This window comes from Agrobacterium sp. 20P9.1.2 (assembly GCF_057799395.1).
The window spans coordinates 278,508-295,531 of the sequence record NZ_JBYOKI010000002.1 but is presented as its reverse complement, the minus strand read 5'-3'; the positions used below and the strand labels follow the sequence as shown (position 1 = coordinate 295,531).

The 17,024-nt window shown below is 56.3% G+C and carries 15 protein-coding genes; 14 read left to right on the top strand and 1 reads right to left on the bottom strand.

What is annotated here, in order from left to right:
• Window positions 1-136 precede the first annotated feature (136 nt).
• The 9 genes from AC27VJ_RS07220 (at window position 137) to AC27VJ_RS07180 (ending at window position 10,164) form a co-directional block, all read left to right on the top strand.
• Complete coding sequence (locus AC27VJ_RS07220) at window positions 137-1,783, top strand: ABC transporter ATP-binding protein (RefSeq protein ID WP_488683427.1); 1,647 nt, start codon at window positions 137-139, stop codon at window positions 1,781-1,783.
• A gap of 299 nt (window positions 1,784-2,082) precedes the next feature.
• Complete coding sequence (locus tag AC27VJ_RS07215) at window positions 2,083-2,568, top strand: MarR family winged helix-turn-helix transcriptional regulator (protein ID WP_113086432.1); 486 nt, start codon at window positions 2,083-2,085, stop codon at window positions 2,566-2,568.
• Window positions 2,565-3,278 (top strand): SDR family NAD(P)-dependent oxidoreductase, encoded by a 714-nt coding sequence (locus AC27VJ_RS07210; RefSeq protein ID WP_488683426.1) that lies wholly within the window; start codon window positions 2,565-2,567, stop codon window positions 3,276-3,278. The genes AC27VJ_RS07215 and AC27VJ_RS07210 overlap by 4 nt, the downstream gene beginning before the upstream one ends.
• Before the next feature lies 1 nt (window position 3,279).
• The gene (locus tag AC27VJ_RS07205; protein WP_488683425.1) at window positions 3,280-4,611 is read left to right on the top strand and encodes an NAD(P)/FAD-dependent oxidoreductase; all 1,332 of its coding nucleotides are present in this window, start codon (window positions 3,280-3,282) and stop codon (window positions 4,609-4,611) included.
• 140 nt (window positions 4,612-4,751) lie between these two features.
• On the top strand, window positions 4,752-6,413 hold the full coding sequence (locus AC27VJ_RS07200) for a peptide ABC transporter substrate-binding protein (protein ID WP_488683424.1): 1,662 nt from the start codon (window positions 4,752-4,754) through the stop codon (window positions 6,411-6,413).
• A 125-nt stretch (window positions 6,414-6,538) separates the two neighbouring features.
• Window positions 6,539-7,489: an ABC transporter permease gene (locus AC27VJ_RS07195; protein ID WP_488683423.1), complete on the top strand. Its 951-nt coding sequence runs from the start codon at window positions 6,539-6,541 to the stop codon at window positions 7,487-7,489.
• A 41-nt stretch (window positions 7,490-7,530) separates the two neighbouring features.
• A complete protein-coding gene (locus AC27VJ_RS07190) occupies window positions 7,531-8,421 on the top strand; it encodes an ABC transporter permease (protein ID WP_113086800.1) in 891 nt (296 codons plus the stop codon).
• A 12-nt stretch (window positions 8,422-8,433) separates the two neighbouring features.
• Entirely contained in the window at window positions 8,434-9,759 is a 1,326-nt protein-coding gene (locus tag AC27VJ_RS07185) for an NAD(P)/FAD-dependent oxidoreductase (RefSeq protein ID WP_488683422.1), read from the top strand.
• A 57-nt stretch (window positions 9,760-9,816) separates the two neighbouring features.
• Window positions 9,817-10,164 (top strand): cupin domain-containing protein, encoded by a 348-nt coding sequence (locus tag AC27VJ_RS07180; RefSeq protein WP_488683421.1) that lies wholly within the window; start codon window positions 9,817-9,819, stop codon window positions 10,162-10,164.
• Window positions 10,165-10,274: 110 nt separating this feature from the next.
• On the opposite strand, the gene AC27VJ_RS07175 is transcribed toward AC27VJ_RS07180, so the two are convergent.
• Entirely contained in the window at window positions 10,275-10,715 is a 441-nt protein-coding gene (locus AC27VJ_RS07175; RefSeq protein ID WP_488683420.1) for an RbsD/FucU family protein, read from the bottom strand.
• A gap of 357 nt (window positions 10,716-11,072) precedes the next feature.
• Here AC27VJ_RS07175 and AC27VJ_RS07170 point away from each other — a divergent pair, with 357 nt between their 5' ends.
• From AC27VJ_RS07170 to rbsK, 5 genes are all read left to right on the top strand, one after another.
• The gene (locus AC27VJ_RS07170) at window positions 11,073-12,134 is read left to right on the top strand and encodes an ABC transporter ATP-binding protein (protein WP_488683419.1); all 1,062 of its coding nucleotides are present in this window, start codon (window positions 11,073-11,075) and stop codon (window positions 12,132-12,134) included.
• Between the two features lie 60 nt (window positions 12,135-12,194).
• Window positions 12,195-13,856, top strand: coding sequence for an extracellular solute-binding protein (locus AC27VJ_RS07165; protein ID WP_113086425.1), 1,662 nt, complete (start codon window positions 12,195-12,197; stop codon window positions 13,854-13,856).
• A gap of 101 nt (window positions 13,857-13,957) precedes the next feature.
• The gene (locus AC27VJ_RS07160; protein ID WP_488683418.1) at window positions 13,958-15,067 is read left to right on the top strand and encodes a carbohydrate ABC transporter permease; all 1,110 of its coding nucleotides are present in this window, start codon (window positions 13,958-13,960) and stop codon (window positions 15,065-15,067) included.
• A gap of 10 nt (window positions 15,068-15,077) precedes the next feature.
• Window positions 15,078-16,001 carry a carbohydrate ABC transporter permease gene (locus tag AC27VJ_RS07155; RefSeq protein ID WP_488683417.1) on the top strand — a complete coding sequence of 308 codons (924 nt, stop codon included), beginning with the start codon at window positions 15,078-15,080 and terminating at the stop codon, window positions 15,999-16,001.
• Window positions 16,002-16,009: 8 nt separating this feature from the next.
• On the top strand, window positions 16,010-16,930 hold the full coding sequence (gene rbsK / locus AC27VJ_RS07150; protein WP_488683416.1) for a ribokinase: 921 nt from the start codon (window positions 16,010-16,012) through the stop codon (window positions 16,928-16,930).
• The last annotated feature ends 94 nt before the right edge of the window (window positions 16,931-17,024 follow it).

Here is a 17,024-nt window from a genome sequence, read left to right as displayed (position 1 = left end):
TGAAGCCGCCATGCGGATAACGAAATCGCTGAAGACCGAAGTCTGGACAATATAGTGGATGTCGTCCACTATATTGCCTTCGGCGCATGACGCGTCGGACAAAGCGAACAAAGTTACAAAAAAACAAGGGGAACTTATGTCGCATCAAACCACGTCGCCCGACGTGGTGCTGTCCGTTCGTAACCTAACGGTGGATCTCCCTTCGGGAATGGAACGCACTCACGCGGTAAAAGACATCTCATTCGACCTCCATGCAGGTGAAATCCTGTGCATCATAGGTGAATCCGGTTCCGGCAAATCCGTCACGGCCAGCACGATCATGGGGCTGTTATCGCCGGTGATCACCGTCAGTTTCGGCGAAATCCATTTCAAGGGACTGGATTTGCTTTCGGCCAAAGAAGAGCGTATCCGGCCGCTGCGAGGTCAGGCGGTTTCAATCATCTTCCAAGACCCGCTTTCTGCACTCAATCCATTGATGACCATCGGCGATCAGATCGCCGAGGTGCTTGTGGCCCACGGCAAAGGAACACCTGAAAGCCGCAAGGCCAAAGTCCTCGATCTCCTTGAAGAAGTAGGTCTTCCAGACCCACCGTTGATGCGGTTGCAATACCCGTTTCGTCTTTCCGGCGGACAGAGGCAGCGCGTCATGATCGCCATGGCGCTGGCGCTGGACCCGGACGTCCTAATTGCTGACGAGCCGACCACTGCGCTCGATGTTACGACCCAGGCGCAGATTCTCGAACTCATCCGCAAGATACAGAGGCGGAAGAAGATGAGCGTCATGTTCATCACCCATGATTTTGGTGTGGTTGCCGAGATAGCTGATCGTGTGGTGGTGATGGAGAAGGGATTTCTTGTAGAGCAGGGGAGGGCGGATCAGGTTCTGGTTAAGCCTGCTCATCCTTATACCCAGCGACTGGTCGCGGCAGTTCCGCGTATGCGCAGCTCTGAACGGGCGATCAGTGAGGAAGCTCCGGTCGTGCTCGAAGTCCAAAATCTGGAGAAGGAATACCGCAGTTCCGGCTCATTCTTCCGCAAGGCCAGGGTAGTCAAAGCCGTGAACGGTGTTAGCTTCAAGCTCCGGAAAGGCCAGACACTTGGTATCGTCGGAGAAAGCGGATCGGGTAAATCCTCGCTTGGGCGTGTTTTGCTCAAGTTGTTGGAGCCGGATGGCGGTTCGATTTGTTTCGATGGTCGCGACATCGCTGCAATGGATGAGGCCGCGTTTCGGTCTTTGAGACCCTATATCCAGATGATCTTTCAGGACCCATTCGCCTCACTCAATCCGCGTCATACCATCGGAAGGATTTTGACGGTTGGTCCGGTTGCCCATGGAATGGCGCTGCATGAGGCAAGGCTTAAAGCTCTTCGGACTCTGGACCTCGTCGGTCTGGACGAGCAGGCGTATGATCGGTTCCCGCATGAATTCTCCGGCGGTCAGCGCCAGCGCATAGGCATTGCCCGTGCCCTGATGTTTGATCCCGTAGTTCTTGTCGCCGACGAGGCCGTGTCTGCTCTGGATGTCTCCATACAGGCGCAGGTTCTGGAGCTTCTGGCGCGGGTGCAGAGAGAAATGAAGGTTGCGATGATCTTTATTACCCATGATCTCAGGGTAGCAAGCCAGATTTGCGACGAGGTTCTAGTCATGCACAAGGGCACGGTCGTGGAACAGGGGCCGCCGACAAAAATCTTCCGGGCGCCGACGCACCCTTATACTCAGAAACTCGTCGCGGCCATTCCCGGTGCAGACTGGGAACCTGCGGCAACGGCCGTCGGCACGTAATATTGGAGTCTGCCGATAGGATTGCTTAAAGCCAGTCCTCGGCGTCGCGCGACATTAAAAACCAGTTAGACCGCCGGAGTCTCCTGCAGATCCGGCGGCGGGCTTTTTGTACGTTAAGATATTGTTTTATCAGAGGAAAATATCAAAACTTTTTAAAAAAATAGTTGCACTTATCCACTAATTGGCATTTCATATCGTCACAAAACTGCAATACGACATGGCCGAAAAATTGCTCTGTGGTGCGCCCTGAAAAGCGCATCTGCTAAGGCTCCATTTTTGACCACTCAAACGGAAACTTCATGTCCAAACCCATTGCAAAACCGCCGATATCGCCAACGGACGTCAATCTCGACGTACTTGAAGATACGTTGAGCTTCTACATACGCACCATCAACCTTGCCGTATCGCGTGATCTCGATATCCGGCTGGACGGGTTGGATGTGGCGAAGGGAACAGGAAAGATCACGACTTTGCTGCTGGTAGACGACTATCCGGGAATTCGCCCTTCTGTCATCGCGCATCTGACGATGCGGGACCGTTCAGCCATGGGTCGGGTCATCGACCAGATGGTGTCACATGATCTGATACGGAGAGAGGTATCGCAAGAGGATAGCCGTGCCCAGGAGCTTTACATAACCGAAGCAGGTGCTGCACTTGCCATGAAAATCAGAGAAATCGTTCCGCAGCAATCGCGCGATTTCTTCAGTTTCATTCCGGAAGACGAACAGAAACAGGTCATTGACATTCTGCGTCGTGCTTACCGTCATATTGTGGGACGGGAATGACCAATCAAACAACAAAACGCGTCGCTCTCATATCTGGCGCAAGCCGCGGCATAGGCGACCATGTTGCCTATGCACTTCTTGCCGAAGGTTGGGCCGTATCGCTGGGTATGCGCAACCCCGTATTGCCGCAGTGGGCAGTAGGTCACGAAGACCACGTCCATCTTGCTGCTTACGATGCCAATGATATCACGTCAGAAAAGCGATGGGCGGACGATGCTCTGCGCCATTTAGGACGTATCGACGCGGTTGTAGCCAACGCTGGTATCATGATCCCGAAGACTGTGATCGAAGCGGATGACGATGACATCGACGCGATGCTCGCTGTCAACGTCAAGGCACCGCGAAGGCTGATAAAGGCCGCCTGGGAAGCGTTGTGTGAGAGCGGCCGTGGCCGGGTCATCATTCTAGCATCACTTTCGGGAAAACGGGTAAAATCTGCGTCGGCTGGCAGCTATTCGCTCTCCAAATTTGCCGCCGTTGCGCTCGCCCACGCCATCCGTCAGACGGGTTTCGAGAAGGGCGTACGCGCCACAGCCATATGTCCGGGCTTCGTCGCAACCGATATGGCCACAGCCATCTCCGAACGACCGGCAGATCAAATGACTCAGCCTGCTGATCTTGCCCGCATCATTGCCATGCTGCTGTCCCTGCCGAACGAGGCTTCCGTCGCCGAATTCGCTATCAATTGCCAGCTTGAGGAGTTTTTCTGATATGCCCGGTCCTTATGTCGTTCCCGTCCACGGTGATACGGATTTTCCGAAAGAAGTCGATGTCGTCGTCATCGGCGGCGGTATTATCGGTACGTCCACCGCGCTTGAACTTGCTGATCAGGGACTGCGTGTCGCGCTCTGCGAAAAAGGTGGGATCGGTCATGAACAGTCGAGCCGCAATTGGGGTTGGGTCCGCATTTCCCGCCGCGATCCTCGCGAAGTTCCCTTGATGGCGGAATCGCTGCGTATTTGGGCCGATCTTAACCGCCGTACCGGACGAGAAACGGGTTTCGCGCGTTCCGGCATCGTCTTCACCTGCGCGACCGACAAGGAATTTTCCGAGCACGAACGCTGGAACCGCAATCTGGAGGGCTACCAGATTGATAGCCGCATGCTGAGCGCGTCGGAATTCAAGGCGAAGTATCCTGGCTCAAACATGAATGTCGCCGGTGCGCTCTATACCGCAGGTGACTGCCGCGCTGAGCCGCAGCGGGCCGCTCCTGCCATTGCGGAAGCCGCCCGCGACCGTGGCGCCTTCATTCTTACCGAATGCGCGGTGCGTGGGCTCCAGCTTTCCGGTGGCAAGGTCTCTGGTGTGGTGACGGAGCGCGGCGAAATCGCCTGCAAGGCAGCGGTAATGGCCGGCGGCGCCTGGTCCAGCCTGTTTCTTGGCAATAACGGTCTCGATCTGCCCCAGCTCAAGGTCATGAATTCCGTGTTGCGGACGAAGCCGCTGGAAGGCGGACCGGAAGAAGCGATCTGGTCGAACGGTTTTGCTATCCGCAAGCGCCTTGACGGCGGGTATACCATCGCGAACGGCTTCCAGAACATTGTCGATATCGTGCCCGCGTCGTTCCGCTATGCGCGACAATTTCTGCCAGCGCTGCGGCATGAGTGGCGTTCGCTTGACCTGCGCCTGACCGGTCGGTTTTACGACGAATGGCGCATTCCACGGCGGTGGTCACTCGATGAACCATCACCCTTCGAATATAATCGTGTGCTCGATCCTATTCCGTCGGTCAGTATGACGGACGGCGCGCTTGCGAAGCTGAAGCAGGCGTTTCCGGTATTCGAAAAGGCCGAAATTTCGCAACGCTGGGCCGGTATGATTGACGTGACGCCGGACGCCATTCCGGTCATCGACAGTATCGACGCCATTCCTGGCTTTCATGTTGCGACCGGCTTTTCCGGCCACGGCTTCGGCATTGGCCCAGCGGCAGGGAAACTCATGGCCGATATCGTTACCGGCCGTGATCCGATCGTTGATCGTCACGATTTTCGTTTCAGCCGCTTCAGCGACGGTTCGAAGATCGAACTGGTCAGCGGATTTTGAAAGGAGAGGTTAGGCGTCTCAAGCACCACCGTTCCTAGCAGGCATGAGGCAGGCAACTGCCGATGGGAGTAGTACCGCCCAAAGAGGCGGAAGCAACAATAATCGTCATGTTCAACCATCGGATCAAGGGGAACCAAAAAATGTCCGACCAGAACAAGCCGCTTATCAATACCACCCGCCGCCAGGCGCTCGGCCTTTTGGCCCTCGGCGCATCCGGTGTCGTCTTATCGGGTCTTCCAGGTTTTTCTCGCGCTATTGCGCAGGACAAAGCCGCCAAGGGCCAGATCACAGTCGGCTTCTCGCAGGAGCCAACCGTTTTCAATCCGCATATGCCGCATATCGAAGTGGACGAAGGCATCCATTTCAGCATCTTCGACCCGCTGTTTTATGTCGATGATAAAGGAGCGTTCATTGCGGCGCTTGCCGCTGAAGTGCCGACAGTTGAAAACGGCGGTATCTCTGCTGATGGTCTCAACTGGAAGGTCAAGCTGCGTGATGACGTCAAATGGCACGATGGCAAGCCATTCACCGCAGAAGACGTGAAGTTCACTCTAGAGCTTCTTGTTGATCCGAATTTCCGTTCATGGCGTAAGACTGGCCACGAATTCGTGCGTGATTTGACTATCGTGTCACCGACGGAAATTACCTGGAAAATGGAAAAACCTTTCGCTCCCTATCCGTCGATCCTCGCGTCTACCTTCATCACCCCCAAGCACCTGCTGGGAGCGGAAGTTGACCGCAACACCTCTGCCTATAACAACGCACCGGTGGGAACGGGCGCCTTCAAATGGAAAGAGCGCGTTGCAGGCGATTACATTCTTCTTGAGGCCAATACCGACTATTTTGCCGACGGCCCGCATATTGAGCGGTTGATCTACAAATACGTGCCCGATCTGAATGTCATGTATACCCAGTTCAAGACGGGCGATATTGACGTCGCAGGTCTGCAATGGATCACACCTGATCACTACGAGGAAGCCAAGGATCTCGCAGGCAAGGTGGTCAATGTCGTCCCGGGATCAACGATTGAATCACTCTCCTTCAATATGGAGCGGCCGCAGTTCAAGGATCCAGCGGTGAGAGAGGCGCTCTACGCAGCCATCGACAAGCAGTCGATCATCGACGCGCTTTATTACGGTCTGCCGACACCCACAGAAAGCTATGTTCCGCAACAGTCATTCTACTACAATCCCGATCTTCCCAAACATGAGTATTCGGTTGAGAAAGCCAAAAAACTGCTTGATGACGCAGGTTGGGTGGCCGGTGCCGACGGTATCCGCGCCAAGGATGGTGTAAAGCTCGCCTTCACATGTTCAACAACGGCGGGCAATCACATTCGTGAACAGGTCCAGCAATATATGCAGCAATCCTTCAAGGATGTGGGTGTGGAAATGACCATTTCCAACCTGCCGCCAGCTGTCATGTGGGGCGACTACTGGATGCTGTCGAAGTTCGATTCTGTGATCGTCGGTCTCGACTTCCTGACTGGCCCCGATCCCGATACATCGGATTTCTTCCGCTCGACATCGAGCGCTGCGAAAGGCGGCTCTGGTCAAAATACCTGGCAGTTCGTCAACAAGGATGTTGACGAACTTCTTGCCAAGGGTGGCAGCCTGTTCGTACCGGAAGAGCGTAAGGCGGTTTACCTGAAGATTCAGGAGATTATGCGCAAGGAACTGCCACTGTTGCCGTTGTTCCAGTACGCAACCGTTCGTGGGCACAAGCAGGGCATCGAGAATGTGAAGCCTAACGTCAATACCCGCATCGACACCTGGAACGTTGCGACCTGGCACCTGGCTTAAAGCTGACCATACAGGGCCACGAGCCTGACCGACGTGGAAAGTGCCGGCTTTAATGCAGCCGGCACCCAAACGACTATTCGCGGATGGTCTGCTTTCACTTCTGCGATGCGACCTGGAGTTTCATCATGCTGAGTTTTCTTCTTCACAGGATATGGCAGAGCCTTGTGCTCTTGTTTCTTGTTTCGATCATCGGTTTTGCGGTCCTCAATCTCGCGCCCGGCGGGCCCTTGTCGCAATTTGCGCTGACACCGGGCATGACACGGGAGGCGCTTGATCGCATCGCCCACCAGATGGGCCTTGATCGTCCATTGCCTGTCCAATATCTCGAGTGGGCATGGCGCCTGCTTCAGGGAGATTGGGGTAAATCCTATCGCGACCAGCGCCCGGTTCTCGATATCATCTCGGGGCATTTGTTCGCGACATTGCTGTTGATGGTCTCATCGACTGTCGTATCAATCCTTGTTGGCACTTGGCTCGGCATCAAGGGAGCCACCAAACGTTACACGCTGTTCGATTACACCGCGACGGTCGGTGCAATGGTCGCACTTTCCATTCCCACCTTTTGGTTTGGGCTCGTCGCCATCTACGTCTTTGCGCTGCGACTAAAATGGCTGCCAGCGGGAAACATGTATACGATCGGCGATCAGTCGTTTTACGATTATGCCATTCACCTGATCATGCCGAGCCTCGTGCTTGCCCTCGTCAACATCGCCGTCTGGAGCCGCTATATGCGGACCGCAACCCTGGATGTCATCAATCAGGATTTCGTCCGCACCGCCCGCGCCAAGGGATTAACCCCGCGTCGGGTTTTGATGAAACACGTTGTCGGTAATGCGCTTCTCCCGATGATCACTCTTGCCGGTCTACAACTCCCGACGATCCTCGGTGGCGCTCTCGTCACGGAGACCGTGTTTACCTGGCCAGGCATGGGCCGCCTGTTCCTCGATAGCCTCGGTTATCACGATTATCCGGTGGTCATGGGACTTCTGATGTTTTCCGCAATCCTTGTACTGCTTGGCAGCTTGCTCGCTGACCTGATGGTCGCTCTCGTTGATCCCCGTATTCGCCTCGGATAGGGCCCGATCCACGAATGCCGCAATCAACCGAAGGAAAGATCATGTCCGCTGCAACACTCCGTCCCTCGCAGGCTGCGCCTCGGTTCCACTGGTGGCAGAACCGTACTCTACGTCGTTTTGCCCGCCACAAACTGGCCGTGCTTGGCCTCATCATGATCACCATCATGATTTTCGCCTGTTTCGTAGGGCCATATCTGCTGCCTTACGACGAATTGTTTATCGATCTACGCGCGCGTTTTGCGCCGCCTCTGACGGGATATCATATATTCGGTACCGATCCGCTAGGGCGAGATATAGCGGCGCGACTGTTCAATGCCGGTCGTATCTCGCTGCTTGTTGGCTTCTTTGCCATGGTTCTATCGACGCTAATCGGTACAGTCATCGGTGTCGTCGCCGGCTATTACGGCGGCCGCGTCGGCACGATACTGATGCGTTTCGTCGATGCCTTTCTATCCTTCCCAAGTATTTTTCTACTTCTTGCGCTTGCGGCATTCGTCAAGCCAAGTCCATTCATGATCACGCTGATCATTGCCGTCACGAGCTGGATGGAGATTGCCCGCCTGGTTGAGGCGGAGGTCCGGTCGCTGCGCGAGCGTGACTTTGTAATGGCTGCCCGGATGCTCGGCCTGCCCAATGGGTGGATTATGTTTCGGGAATTGTTGCCGAATGCTGTCGGCCCGATCATCGTGGCCGCTACGCTGACGGTAGCGCGTGCCATTCTTCTGGAAGCCTATATCAGCTTCCTCGGTTACGGTATCCAGCCGCCGCTGCCGAGTTGGGGCAATATGCTGAATGGAGCCCAGCAGTATCTCGACAAGGCTCCTTGGCTCGCCATCGTACCAGGCGTTGCCATCACGCTTGCTGTTACCAGTTTCAACTTCATCGGCGATGGGTTGCGTGATGCGCTTGATGCTCGCAGTGATCTGAACTGAGGACAGCGCAGAATGGTCTCGTTCTCACCTTTTGACGTGACACCGTGGTACGCAACCGCAGCTTCCGCGCCGCAGACGGAGCGCCTCTCCGGTCGCGTGCAGACCGATGTGTGCATTGTGGGTGCGGGCTATACCGGTCTGACAACCGCACTGGAACTCGCAAAAGCCGGTGTCCATGTCGTGCTTCTGGAGCGGCAGGAGGTCGGGTTCGGCGGTTCGGGCCGCAATGCCGGACATTGCACCCCAACCTTTACACACTACAGCCTTCCCGAGCTGCGTAGGATGCTGGGAGAACCTTGGGCGGAACGGCTCATCGAACGGCAGACACGGGCGAATGACCGTGTCTCAAGCATGATCCGTGATTACCAGATCGACTGCGAATGGGTTCAGAACGGTTATGTGATGGGCGCGTCGCACAAGGGGGCAATGGCGGATATCAGGCGCAAAGTCGAAACCTACAATGCGGCAGGCGCGAAAACCTGGCTTCTAGACCGCGACGAGGTGGCTGCGGTGACAGGCAGCCCCCGGTTCCACGGCGGTTGGCTGCACGAGGAGGCAGGTCATCTCAATCCGCTTGGTTATGCTCGCGGTCTAGCCAGGGCCGTCATTCAGGAGGGCGGCAGGATATTCACTGACTCTGCTGTAACGGGCTGTGAGCGCGACATGGGCGGAGGCTGGAAAGTCAAGACGGATGGCGGAGAAGTCGTCGCGTCGAAAGTGATCTTTACCACAGGCGCCTACACCGTCGGCGGTTGGCCGAAACTTGATCGGACCTTCAAAATTCAGCGTGTCTTCGCTGCAGCGACGCAAGTTTTGTCAGAAGAGACGCGCCGGACCGTCTTGCCGCAGAACACGACGATCCACGATGGCCGTGGTGACATCTATGTTTATAAATACAATGCCGAAGGCCGGCTTGTTGCATCGATGTTTCCCATGGGACGCCGCGGTCGGGACATGGCCTATACAAAACAGATTATGAGCGAACGTCTCAAATGGCTGCATCCTCAACTCCGAGAAGAAATTCGACGGGACTATTTCTGGTTTGGCGAACTCGATATGCAATATCGTACCGTTCCGCGTCTATATGATCTGGCGCCGGGTGTTGTGGCCTTGACCGGTCTTTCGGGTCGCGGTGTGCCAACCGGCTCGATGCTTGGTTCCATTCTTTCGGAATGGGCGCTTGGAAAGCCGGAAAACGAACTGGCGCTCAAGTTGGAGCCGTTGAAGGCCGCTCCTTTCTACATGAGCTTCGCACCCGCGATGGCGCTGCGCTACTACCGGCTGCGCGACAACATATTTACGAAACTCGCAGGGGCAGATCTGCCACCCCATGCTTGATATCCGCAAGGCTATGAGGCCCATGCGACTTTTTTTAGCCACAGCAGGGAGAATGCTATGACGATGCCGATCTTCAATATTTCCGACGACGTCGACCTTGTTCCAGCCATGCCGGCAGAGGGGCATGATGGCGGCTCTTTCCGCCGACATATATGGCAAGACCAGACTGAAAACGGCACTATCGTCGCAGTCTGGAAAGCGGAGCCTGGAACCTACAACTATCCGGGTCGAGACCTTGAAGAAACCTTTGTCGTGGTTGAGGGCGAGGCTATGTATTCGCAGGCCAACGCCGTCTCGGTGAAGATTGGCCCAGGCTCGATTGTCAGCATCGCCAAAGGCGTGCCAAGCCGTCTCGAAATCCTCTCACCATTTCGCAAGCTCGCAACCGTTATCCCAAAACCCTGATGTTTTGGAAAATGTACCAATAACTGCATCGTGACCTTCGCGTCGCTGAGAGCATTACCCGCTGCTAAGGAGTAACATGATCGCGCCGTCCACTCGGGCGGCGGGTCTACCTAGCAAACGCCCTTGCTGAAAATGAAGCAGCCGTATGGCCCGGGATCGGAGGTTCTGATGATTGCGAAGGATTTCTTGGCGGCTTCGTAGAACGCAAAGCGTTCCAGCGGCTCTATCAAAACGGGGTGGCCCTCGGAACGATCGATGACCGCCTGCATGGCTGCGAAGATCGGAACTTGGCCGTCTGGATCGCCGACGAGCTGCATGCGTTTGACTGGGGCATCGACGAATGTGTCCAGCGGGAAAAGCTTTAAAATGGCTTCTGCGGCACGTTCCAGGCCGCAGCCGGAAACATCGATCAGGCGGCCATAAGTCGTTTGACGCGCGATGGTTTGTGCAGGATGATTGATATCGCATAAAACCAACTGATCGCCATGTCCCATCAACATCAGGGCATGAATCAGTTCCGCGTTAATAATAGGGTCGATCCCTTTGAGCACTGCTTTCTCCTCCCAGGAACTGCAGACTTATTCTTCACGAACTATATCATATTTGTAATGTCTGCAATTGCTTTAGGTCAGAATGTGCAAGCGAGAGTGGCGATATCGCGCTGCTTAGGCAACATTTCCCGTTTATTCTCTGATAAAACCTCTGCTCTCAAGCTAATTTAAAGAATTCTCAAAAGTTAGCAAAACTCTAATTTACAAAAATATAAATATGTGTGAAGTTCGGTTAACGGATGTGTCCTCCCAAGGATAACATGATGATGGCGAGTGCAGCTGGCGGGCTGTACTCGCCCATTTTACAGGGAGGCGCAGTGTCGCGGGGAGTGCGACGCCGTGGGAGGAGAACAGCTTTTGGCATCGATGAACATCGTCAATGTCGGAAAAGCCTATGGAAGCCTGACGGTGATCCATGGCGTTTCCGTTGAAATACCCGACGGCGAATTCGTCGTTCTGGTGGGGCCGTCCGGCTGCGGAAAATCGACCCTGCTGCGGATGGTGGCGGGGCTCGAACCGATTACATTTGGCGATATCCAGATCGACGGAAAGGTGGTCAATGATCTGCCTCCGAAAGATCGCGATATCGCCATGGTGTTCCAGAGCTACGCGCTCTATCCGCACAAGACGGTGGCCGAGAATATGGGCTTTGCGCTGAAAATGCGTGGAGAAACAAGGGCGGATATCGATGCCCGCGTCCACAAAGCGGCTGAGATTCTTGATCTTACGCCTTATCTGGCCCGTTACCCGCGACAGCTTTCCGGTGGTCAGCGCCAGCGTGTTGCGATGGGGCGTGCGATTGTTCGCGATCCCAAGGTGTTCCTGTTCGATGAGCCTTTGTCCAACCTCGATGCGAAGCTGCGTGTGCAGATGCGGGCTGAGATCAAGGAACTCCAGCGTCGCTTGGCAACGACGATGATCTATGTGACACATGATCAGGTTGAGGCCATGACCATGGCCGACCGTATCGTCGTGCTGCGCGATGGACGCGTGGAGCAGATCGGCTCGCCGCTGACGCTGTATGATAAGCCAGCCAATACCTTCGTGGCTGGCTTCATCGGTTCTCCATCCATGAACCTCATCAAGGGCCATGTTCGCAGTGCCGCTGAACCCTATTTCGAGACGGATGATGGCATTCGCCTGCCGCTGTCGCGCGCGCCTGTCAACTCGGATGGCAGGTCTGCCTTTTACGGTATCAGGCCGGAGCATTTCACGCTTGGCGGTTCTGTCAGCGCGCAGGTAACGGTGGTGGAATCGACCGGGTCTGAAACGCAGGTCTTTGCAAAACTCGGCCAGCAAAAGATCATCGGCGTGTTTCGCGACCGCGTGGAAGAGCCAGCGGGCGGCACGATTGCGATGACGCCAAATGTTGCGCTGGTCCATCTTTTCGATGGGGAAAACTGGCTGAGGCTGGAGTGAAATCTTTTCGTCGCGGCGAGGAGAAACGCGACGATATCTAATCAACGGGAGGAGAACCGCATGAAAGTCAGTGATTTCGAGAGAATGATGGCGATCGGCTTAAGCCGCCGTGCCATCTTGAAGACGGGCGCAAGCCTGGGTGCTGTGGCTGCCGCAGGCAGTATGCTGGGTCCGTTTGGAGCAGCTTATGCGCAGGACGCATCTTTGCGCACGCAGATATTGCAGGTGCCGGGCGTCGGCAAGGGCTCTCCAACCGATGCCGATTGGCAGAAGGTTGGCGAAATGTGTCTGGAAGCGACGAAGAAGAGCGTCAAGCAGGGCGAATTTGCCGGTGTCGAACTCTCCTTCATGGGCCTCAATAACCAGAACCTTCACAACGTTCTATTTCGCGGCTTTCTGAAGCCATGGGAGGAATATACCGGCGCGAAGATCACCTGGATCGATCTGGCGCAGGCGGATTACAATCCACGTCTGCAGCAGGCCATCGCTACCGGCACGGTCGATTTCGACATTCTGGAAATGGGCGCGCCGTTTGAGGGTGATGTCTGCGGCAAGGGGCTGGCTTCCGAGATGCCTGATTGGGTCAAGGCCCAGATCGACATGGATGACTATGTCGATTACCTGAAAGCGCCTGTTGGGACGTGGGATGGCAAGACCTACCGCGTGTCCGTCGATGGCGACTGCCATAATTTCAATTACCGCACCGATTACTTCACCGATGCCGACCTTGCCAAAGCCTGGAAGGACGAGGGACATGAGGGCGAGTGGGGCGTGCCGAAAACCTGGCAAAAGGTTCAGGAAGTTACCAAATTCCTCAAGGGCAAGACTGTCGCCGGTGGGGATGCTATCGGCTATCTCGATGCGCCGAAGGCCTGGGGTGGTTTTGGCTTCTACTTCCTCGGCAGCCGTGCCACCGCCTATGCCAAGCACCCGGATGACAAGGCGTGGCTGTTCGACGCTGACACGATGAAGCCGCGCATCAACAACCCTGCCTGGGTTCGCGCCATTCAGGACGTTATCGATGCGCTGCCATCGGAAGCGGGTGACCAGCTGAACGCCGACCCCGGCACCACGGCCTTCCAGCAGTTTCTGGCCGGAACCGGATCGATGGTGTCGTGGTGGGGTGATGTGGGGGCTGCCGCACGCACCAGCGATAGTTCTGTCGTGGGCGACACCATCGGCTTTGATATTCTGCCGGGTTCTGACGATGTCTATAATTCGAAGACCGGCAAATGGGAAAAGCTTGCCAGCGGCCCGAACCATGCGCCAAACATGGCCTATCTTGGCTGGGGCGTTTACGTCATGTCGCGGGTCGATAGCGATGAGAAAAAGAAGAAGGCTGCCTGGAGTGCAGCAGCCCATCTGGGCGGCAAGGACATCGCGCTATGGACGGCGGCGTACCCATCCGGCTTCCAGTGCTATCGCAAGAGCCAGTTCGACATCAAGGAATGGGTGACGGCGGGCTATGACGAGGCCTTCATCTCGAATTACCTCGCCTCGCAGTCCAACTCCTACAACCACCCCAATGCTGCCATCGAGCCGCGTATTCCCGGCATCTTCCAATATTACAGCATCGCGGAAGATGAGCTTGCCAAGGTGTTTGCCGGTCAGGCCAGCGCACAGGCCGGAGCGGACGCCATTGCTGCTGCGTGGGAAAAGCTGACGGATCAGCTTGGGCGCGACAAGCAGATTGCACTCTACAAGGCCTCACTTGGGGCATGATGCCCGGTGCAGGCTTTTAGTTTGCAATCGTTCAGGCGGCGGGGTTTCGCCGCCTGAGCCACGAAGTCTTCCGTTCGGCTCACCAGCCCAGAGGTCTGCCCATGTCGCATACGATCACGCAAACCATCAGCCCCGTGGAGCGGACCATCGTTCCACCCAGCTCCGCGCGGCGCGGAAAGCTGCTGCTGGTGGCCGCGACGGTGCTGCTCTTTGGCGTCCTCGTTGCGCAGATAACCGACGTAGCAGGCATCACGGGTTTTGGTTTCGTCAGTTGGCGACCACTGCTTTTCGCCTACATCATCTGGGCGGTGGCGCTTTGCGCAGCACAAGTGATGATCCGCGGGGAGGCGGGCCAGCGGGCGGCTTTCGTGCTGCCTGCCGTTCTCTTTACCGTTGCCATGGTGGTCTTTCCCACTGTGTTTGGCCTCTATATCGCCTTTACCGATTGGAACCTGAGTGCGGTGGCGGGCCGCCGTTTCAACGGGCTGGATAATCTGCGCACGCTGTTTGCGGATCGCTATTTCTGGAACGCGCTGCTGAACATGGTCTATTATGTTCTGTCGGTGCTGGTCCAATATGCCATCGCCTTCGGGCTGGCATTGCTGCTGAACGCGGAGATCAAGGCGCGCAAATTCTTCCGTGTCGCCTTTCTGCTTCCGCTGATGCTAAGCCCCGTTGCCGTCAGCTGGATGATTGGCAAATCGCTGATGGAATATCGGTTCGGCCCGGCGGCTACGCTTGCGCGACATCTGGGCTGGGACAATCCTGCGTTCTTTTCTACACCATGGTTGGCGCGTTCCTCGATCATGGCCATGGATGCCTGGGTGTCCATTCCCTTCATGATGATCCTGCTGCTGGCAGGCCTTCAGGCCTTGCCTTCCGAAATCAAGGAGGCGGCGAAGGTGGATGGTGCATCCGGCTGGCAGAGCTTCAAGGAAATCACCTTTCCGCTGATGTTGCCGGTCAGCATCACCGTCATCATTCTGCGCATCATCTTCCAGCTGAAGCTGGCCGATATCGTCATCAATGTCACGGCAGGTGGGCCGGGCGGCGCAACGGATACCGTCTCCAGCTTCATCTTCCGCGAGTACCGTGATCGCTCCAATGTCGGCTACGGCACCATGCTTGCGGAATTCTATCTCGTCATCATCATCATTTTCGTCGCGCTCATCCTCAAAGGGGCGAGCCGGTGGATGCAACGCGACAATTGAGGCTGAGCCGATGGCAACACCTGTTGAAACATCCACCCCACGACCAAGCCTCTGGTCCCGGCGTCCGCAGTTTCTGACCAGCAGTCTGCTGATCTATGCTGCCTTGGTGTTCTGGGCTTTCGTGTCGCTGTTTCCGATTTACTGGACCATCACCACATCCTTCAAGACGGCGGTGAATGTGACGCAGGGGCATCTCATTCCCTTTGTTGACTTCACCCCGGACTGGAAGGGCTGGCGCTCACTGGGTCTCTCGCCCGATACGATCTTTGTGCAATCGACGGTTCGCGATGAATTCATTCGCCGCTTTCTCAACAGTATCGTGGCCTCGGCTGGCGCATCGTTTCTGGCCGTGCTGATAGGTTCGCTGGCGGCCTATGGACTCAGCCGGTTTTCCTACAAATTTCTCTGGATGAAGAACAAGGACATCTCCTTCTTCTTCCTGTCGCAGCTCATCCTGCCACCCGTGGTGTTGGCAATGCCGTTTCTGGTTCTCTACAAGCACCTCATGCTGCTCGACACGCTAGTCGGCCTTATCCTCGTCTATACTCTGATGGTGCTGCCCATCGTCATCTGGATCATGCGCGATCAGTTCGACACGATCCCGGTGGAACTGGAGCAGGCAGCACTGGTGGATGGCTGCTCGATTTGGGGCGCGTTTTTGCGCATCGTTCTGCCCATCGCATTGCCCGGTATGGTCGCGGCCTTCATTCTCTCGGTCATTCTGTGTTGGAACGAATATTTCTTTGCCGCGCTGCTGACGAGTTCGAATGCCAAGACGCTGCCGGTGATGGTGGCCAGCCAGACGGGGTCGCAGGGCATCAACTGGTGGTCGATGGCGGCGATTGCGACGGCGGCCATCATGCCGCTCGTTCTCGTAGGCATCTTCCTGGAGCGTTACATCGTTAAGGGCCTCACCGCAGGGGCCGTAAAATGAGGTCTGGAATGAAATCTGGCGTTTCCATTCTTGGTATTTTTGTTGCCGATACCGCTTATCTAGCACCCCGCATGCCCGCTTTGGGCGAAACCATTACCGGCAGCGGCTTTTCGGTCGGTCCGGGCGGCAAGGGGTCCAACCAGGCCGTTGCGGCGGCGCGGGCCGGTGCGCAGGTATCTTTCATTTCCAAGATTGGCCACGACACATTCGGCGATCTGGCACTGAAAACGTATGACGAGGCCGGAGTGACTGCGAAGCTGACGGTCATGGACGATCAGCCGACCGGTGCTGCTTTCATCTATGTCAATGACAGCACCGGAGATAACGCCATTATCGTCTATGCGGGAGCCGCAGGCACGATTGGTGTTGGCGATGTGGAAGCGGCACGCGACACGATTGCGCAATCTTCCGTTTTCGTCACCCAGCTGGAACAGCCGGTCGAGGCTGCGCGCCATGCGCTGGAAATCGCACGCGGTGCCAATGTCACGACGATTTTCAATCCAGCCCCAGCCGAAGCCTTCCCGGAAGAGATTTACAGCCTTTGCGACTTCATCATTCCCAACGAAACGGAAGCCGCAGCACTTGTCGGTTTTCCAATCGACACGATTGATGATGCCGAGCGTGCGGGCGACATTTTTCTGTCTCGCGGTGTCGGCGTGGCTATCATCACGCTTGGCGGGCGGGGCGTGTTGTTTCATGCGCCGGGGCAATCCGTGCATGTGCCCGCCATGTCCTGCGGCCCAGCCATCGATACGACCGGTGCGGGGGATGCTTTCGTGGGTGGTTTTGCGGCTGCGCTTTCGCGTGGCGCTGGGCCGCTTCAGGCGGTTCGATTCGGTTGCGCGACCGCCGGTATTGCGGTGACCCGGCGTGGCACGGCCCCCGCAATGCCGATGCTGTCTGAAATCGAGGCCGTGGTGGCGCGCTGACACCACGGGGCTTGGCTGCGCAACTGGTTGCCTTTGTCATGCCTGAACCGTTGAGGGCTGCAGGAATTCTGGCGGCTGGATTTCGCGCGTCTTG

Bases quoted from the DNA above. Each gene is read 5' to 3' on its own strand.
- AC27VJ_RS07220 (WP_488683427.1), top strand. From the start codon at position 137: ATGTCGCATCAAACCACGTCGCCCGACGTGGTGCTGTCCGTTCGTAAC.
- AC27VJ_RS07215 (WP_113086432.1), top strand. From the start codon at position 2,083: ATGTCCAAACCCATTGCAAAACCGCCGATATCGCCAACGGACGTCAAT.
- AC27VJ_RS07210 (WP_488683426.1), top strand. From the start codon at position 2,565: ATGACCAATCAAACAACAAAACGCGTCGCTCTCATATCTGGCGCAAGC.
- AC27VJ_RS07205 (WP_488683425.1), top strand. From the start codon at position 3,280: ATGCCCGGTCCTTATGTCGTTCCCGTCCACGGTGATACGGATTTTCCG.
- AC27VJ_RS07200 (WP_488683424.1), top strand. From the start codon at position 4,752: ATGTCCGACCAGAACAAGCCGCTTATCAATACCACCCGCCGCCAGGCG.
- AC27VJ_RS07195 (WP_488683423.1), top strand. From the start codon at position 6,539: ATGCTGAGTTTTCTTCTTCACAGGATATGGCAGAGCCTTGTGCTCTTG.
- AC27VJ_RS07190 (WP_113086800.1), top strand. From the start codon at position 7,531: ATGTCCGCTGCAACACTCCGTCCCTCGCAGGCTGCGCCTCGGTTCCAC.
- AC27VJ_RS07185 (WP_488683422.1), top strand. From the start codon at position 8,434: ATGGTCTCGTTCTCACCTTTTGACGTGACACCGTGGTACGCAACCGCA.
- AC27VJ_RS07180 (WP_488683421.1), top strand. From the start codon at position 9,817: ATGACGATGCCGATCTTCAATATTTCCGACGACGTCGACCTTGTTCCA.
- AC27VJ_RS07165 (WP_113086425.1), top strand. From the start codon at position 12,195: ATGAAAGTCAGTGATTTCGAGAGAATGATGGCGATCGGCTTAAGCCGC.
- AC27VJ_RS07160 (WP_488683418.1), top strand. From the start codon at position 13,958: ATGTCGCATACGATCACGCAAACCATCAGCCCCGTGGAGCGGACCATC.
- AC27VJ_RS07155 (WP_488683417.1), top strand. From the start codon at position 15,078: ATGGCAACACCTGTTGAAACATCCACCCCACGACCAAGCCTCTGGTCC.
- rbsK (WP_488683416.1), top strand. From the start codon at position 16,010: ATGAAATCTGGCGTTTCCATTCTTGGTATTTTTGTTGCCGATACCGCT.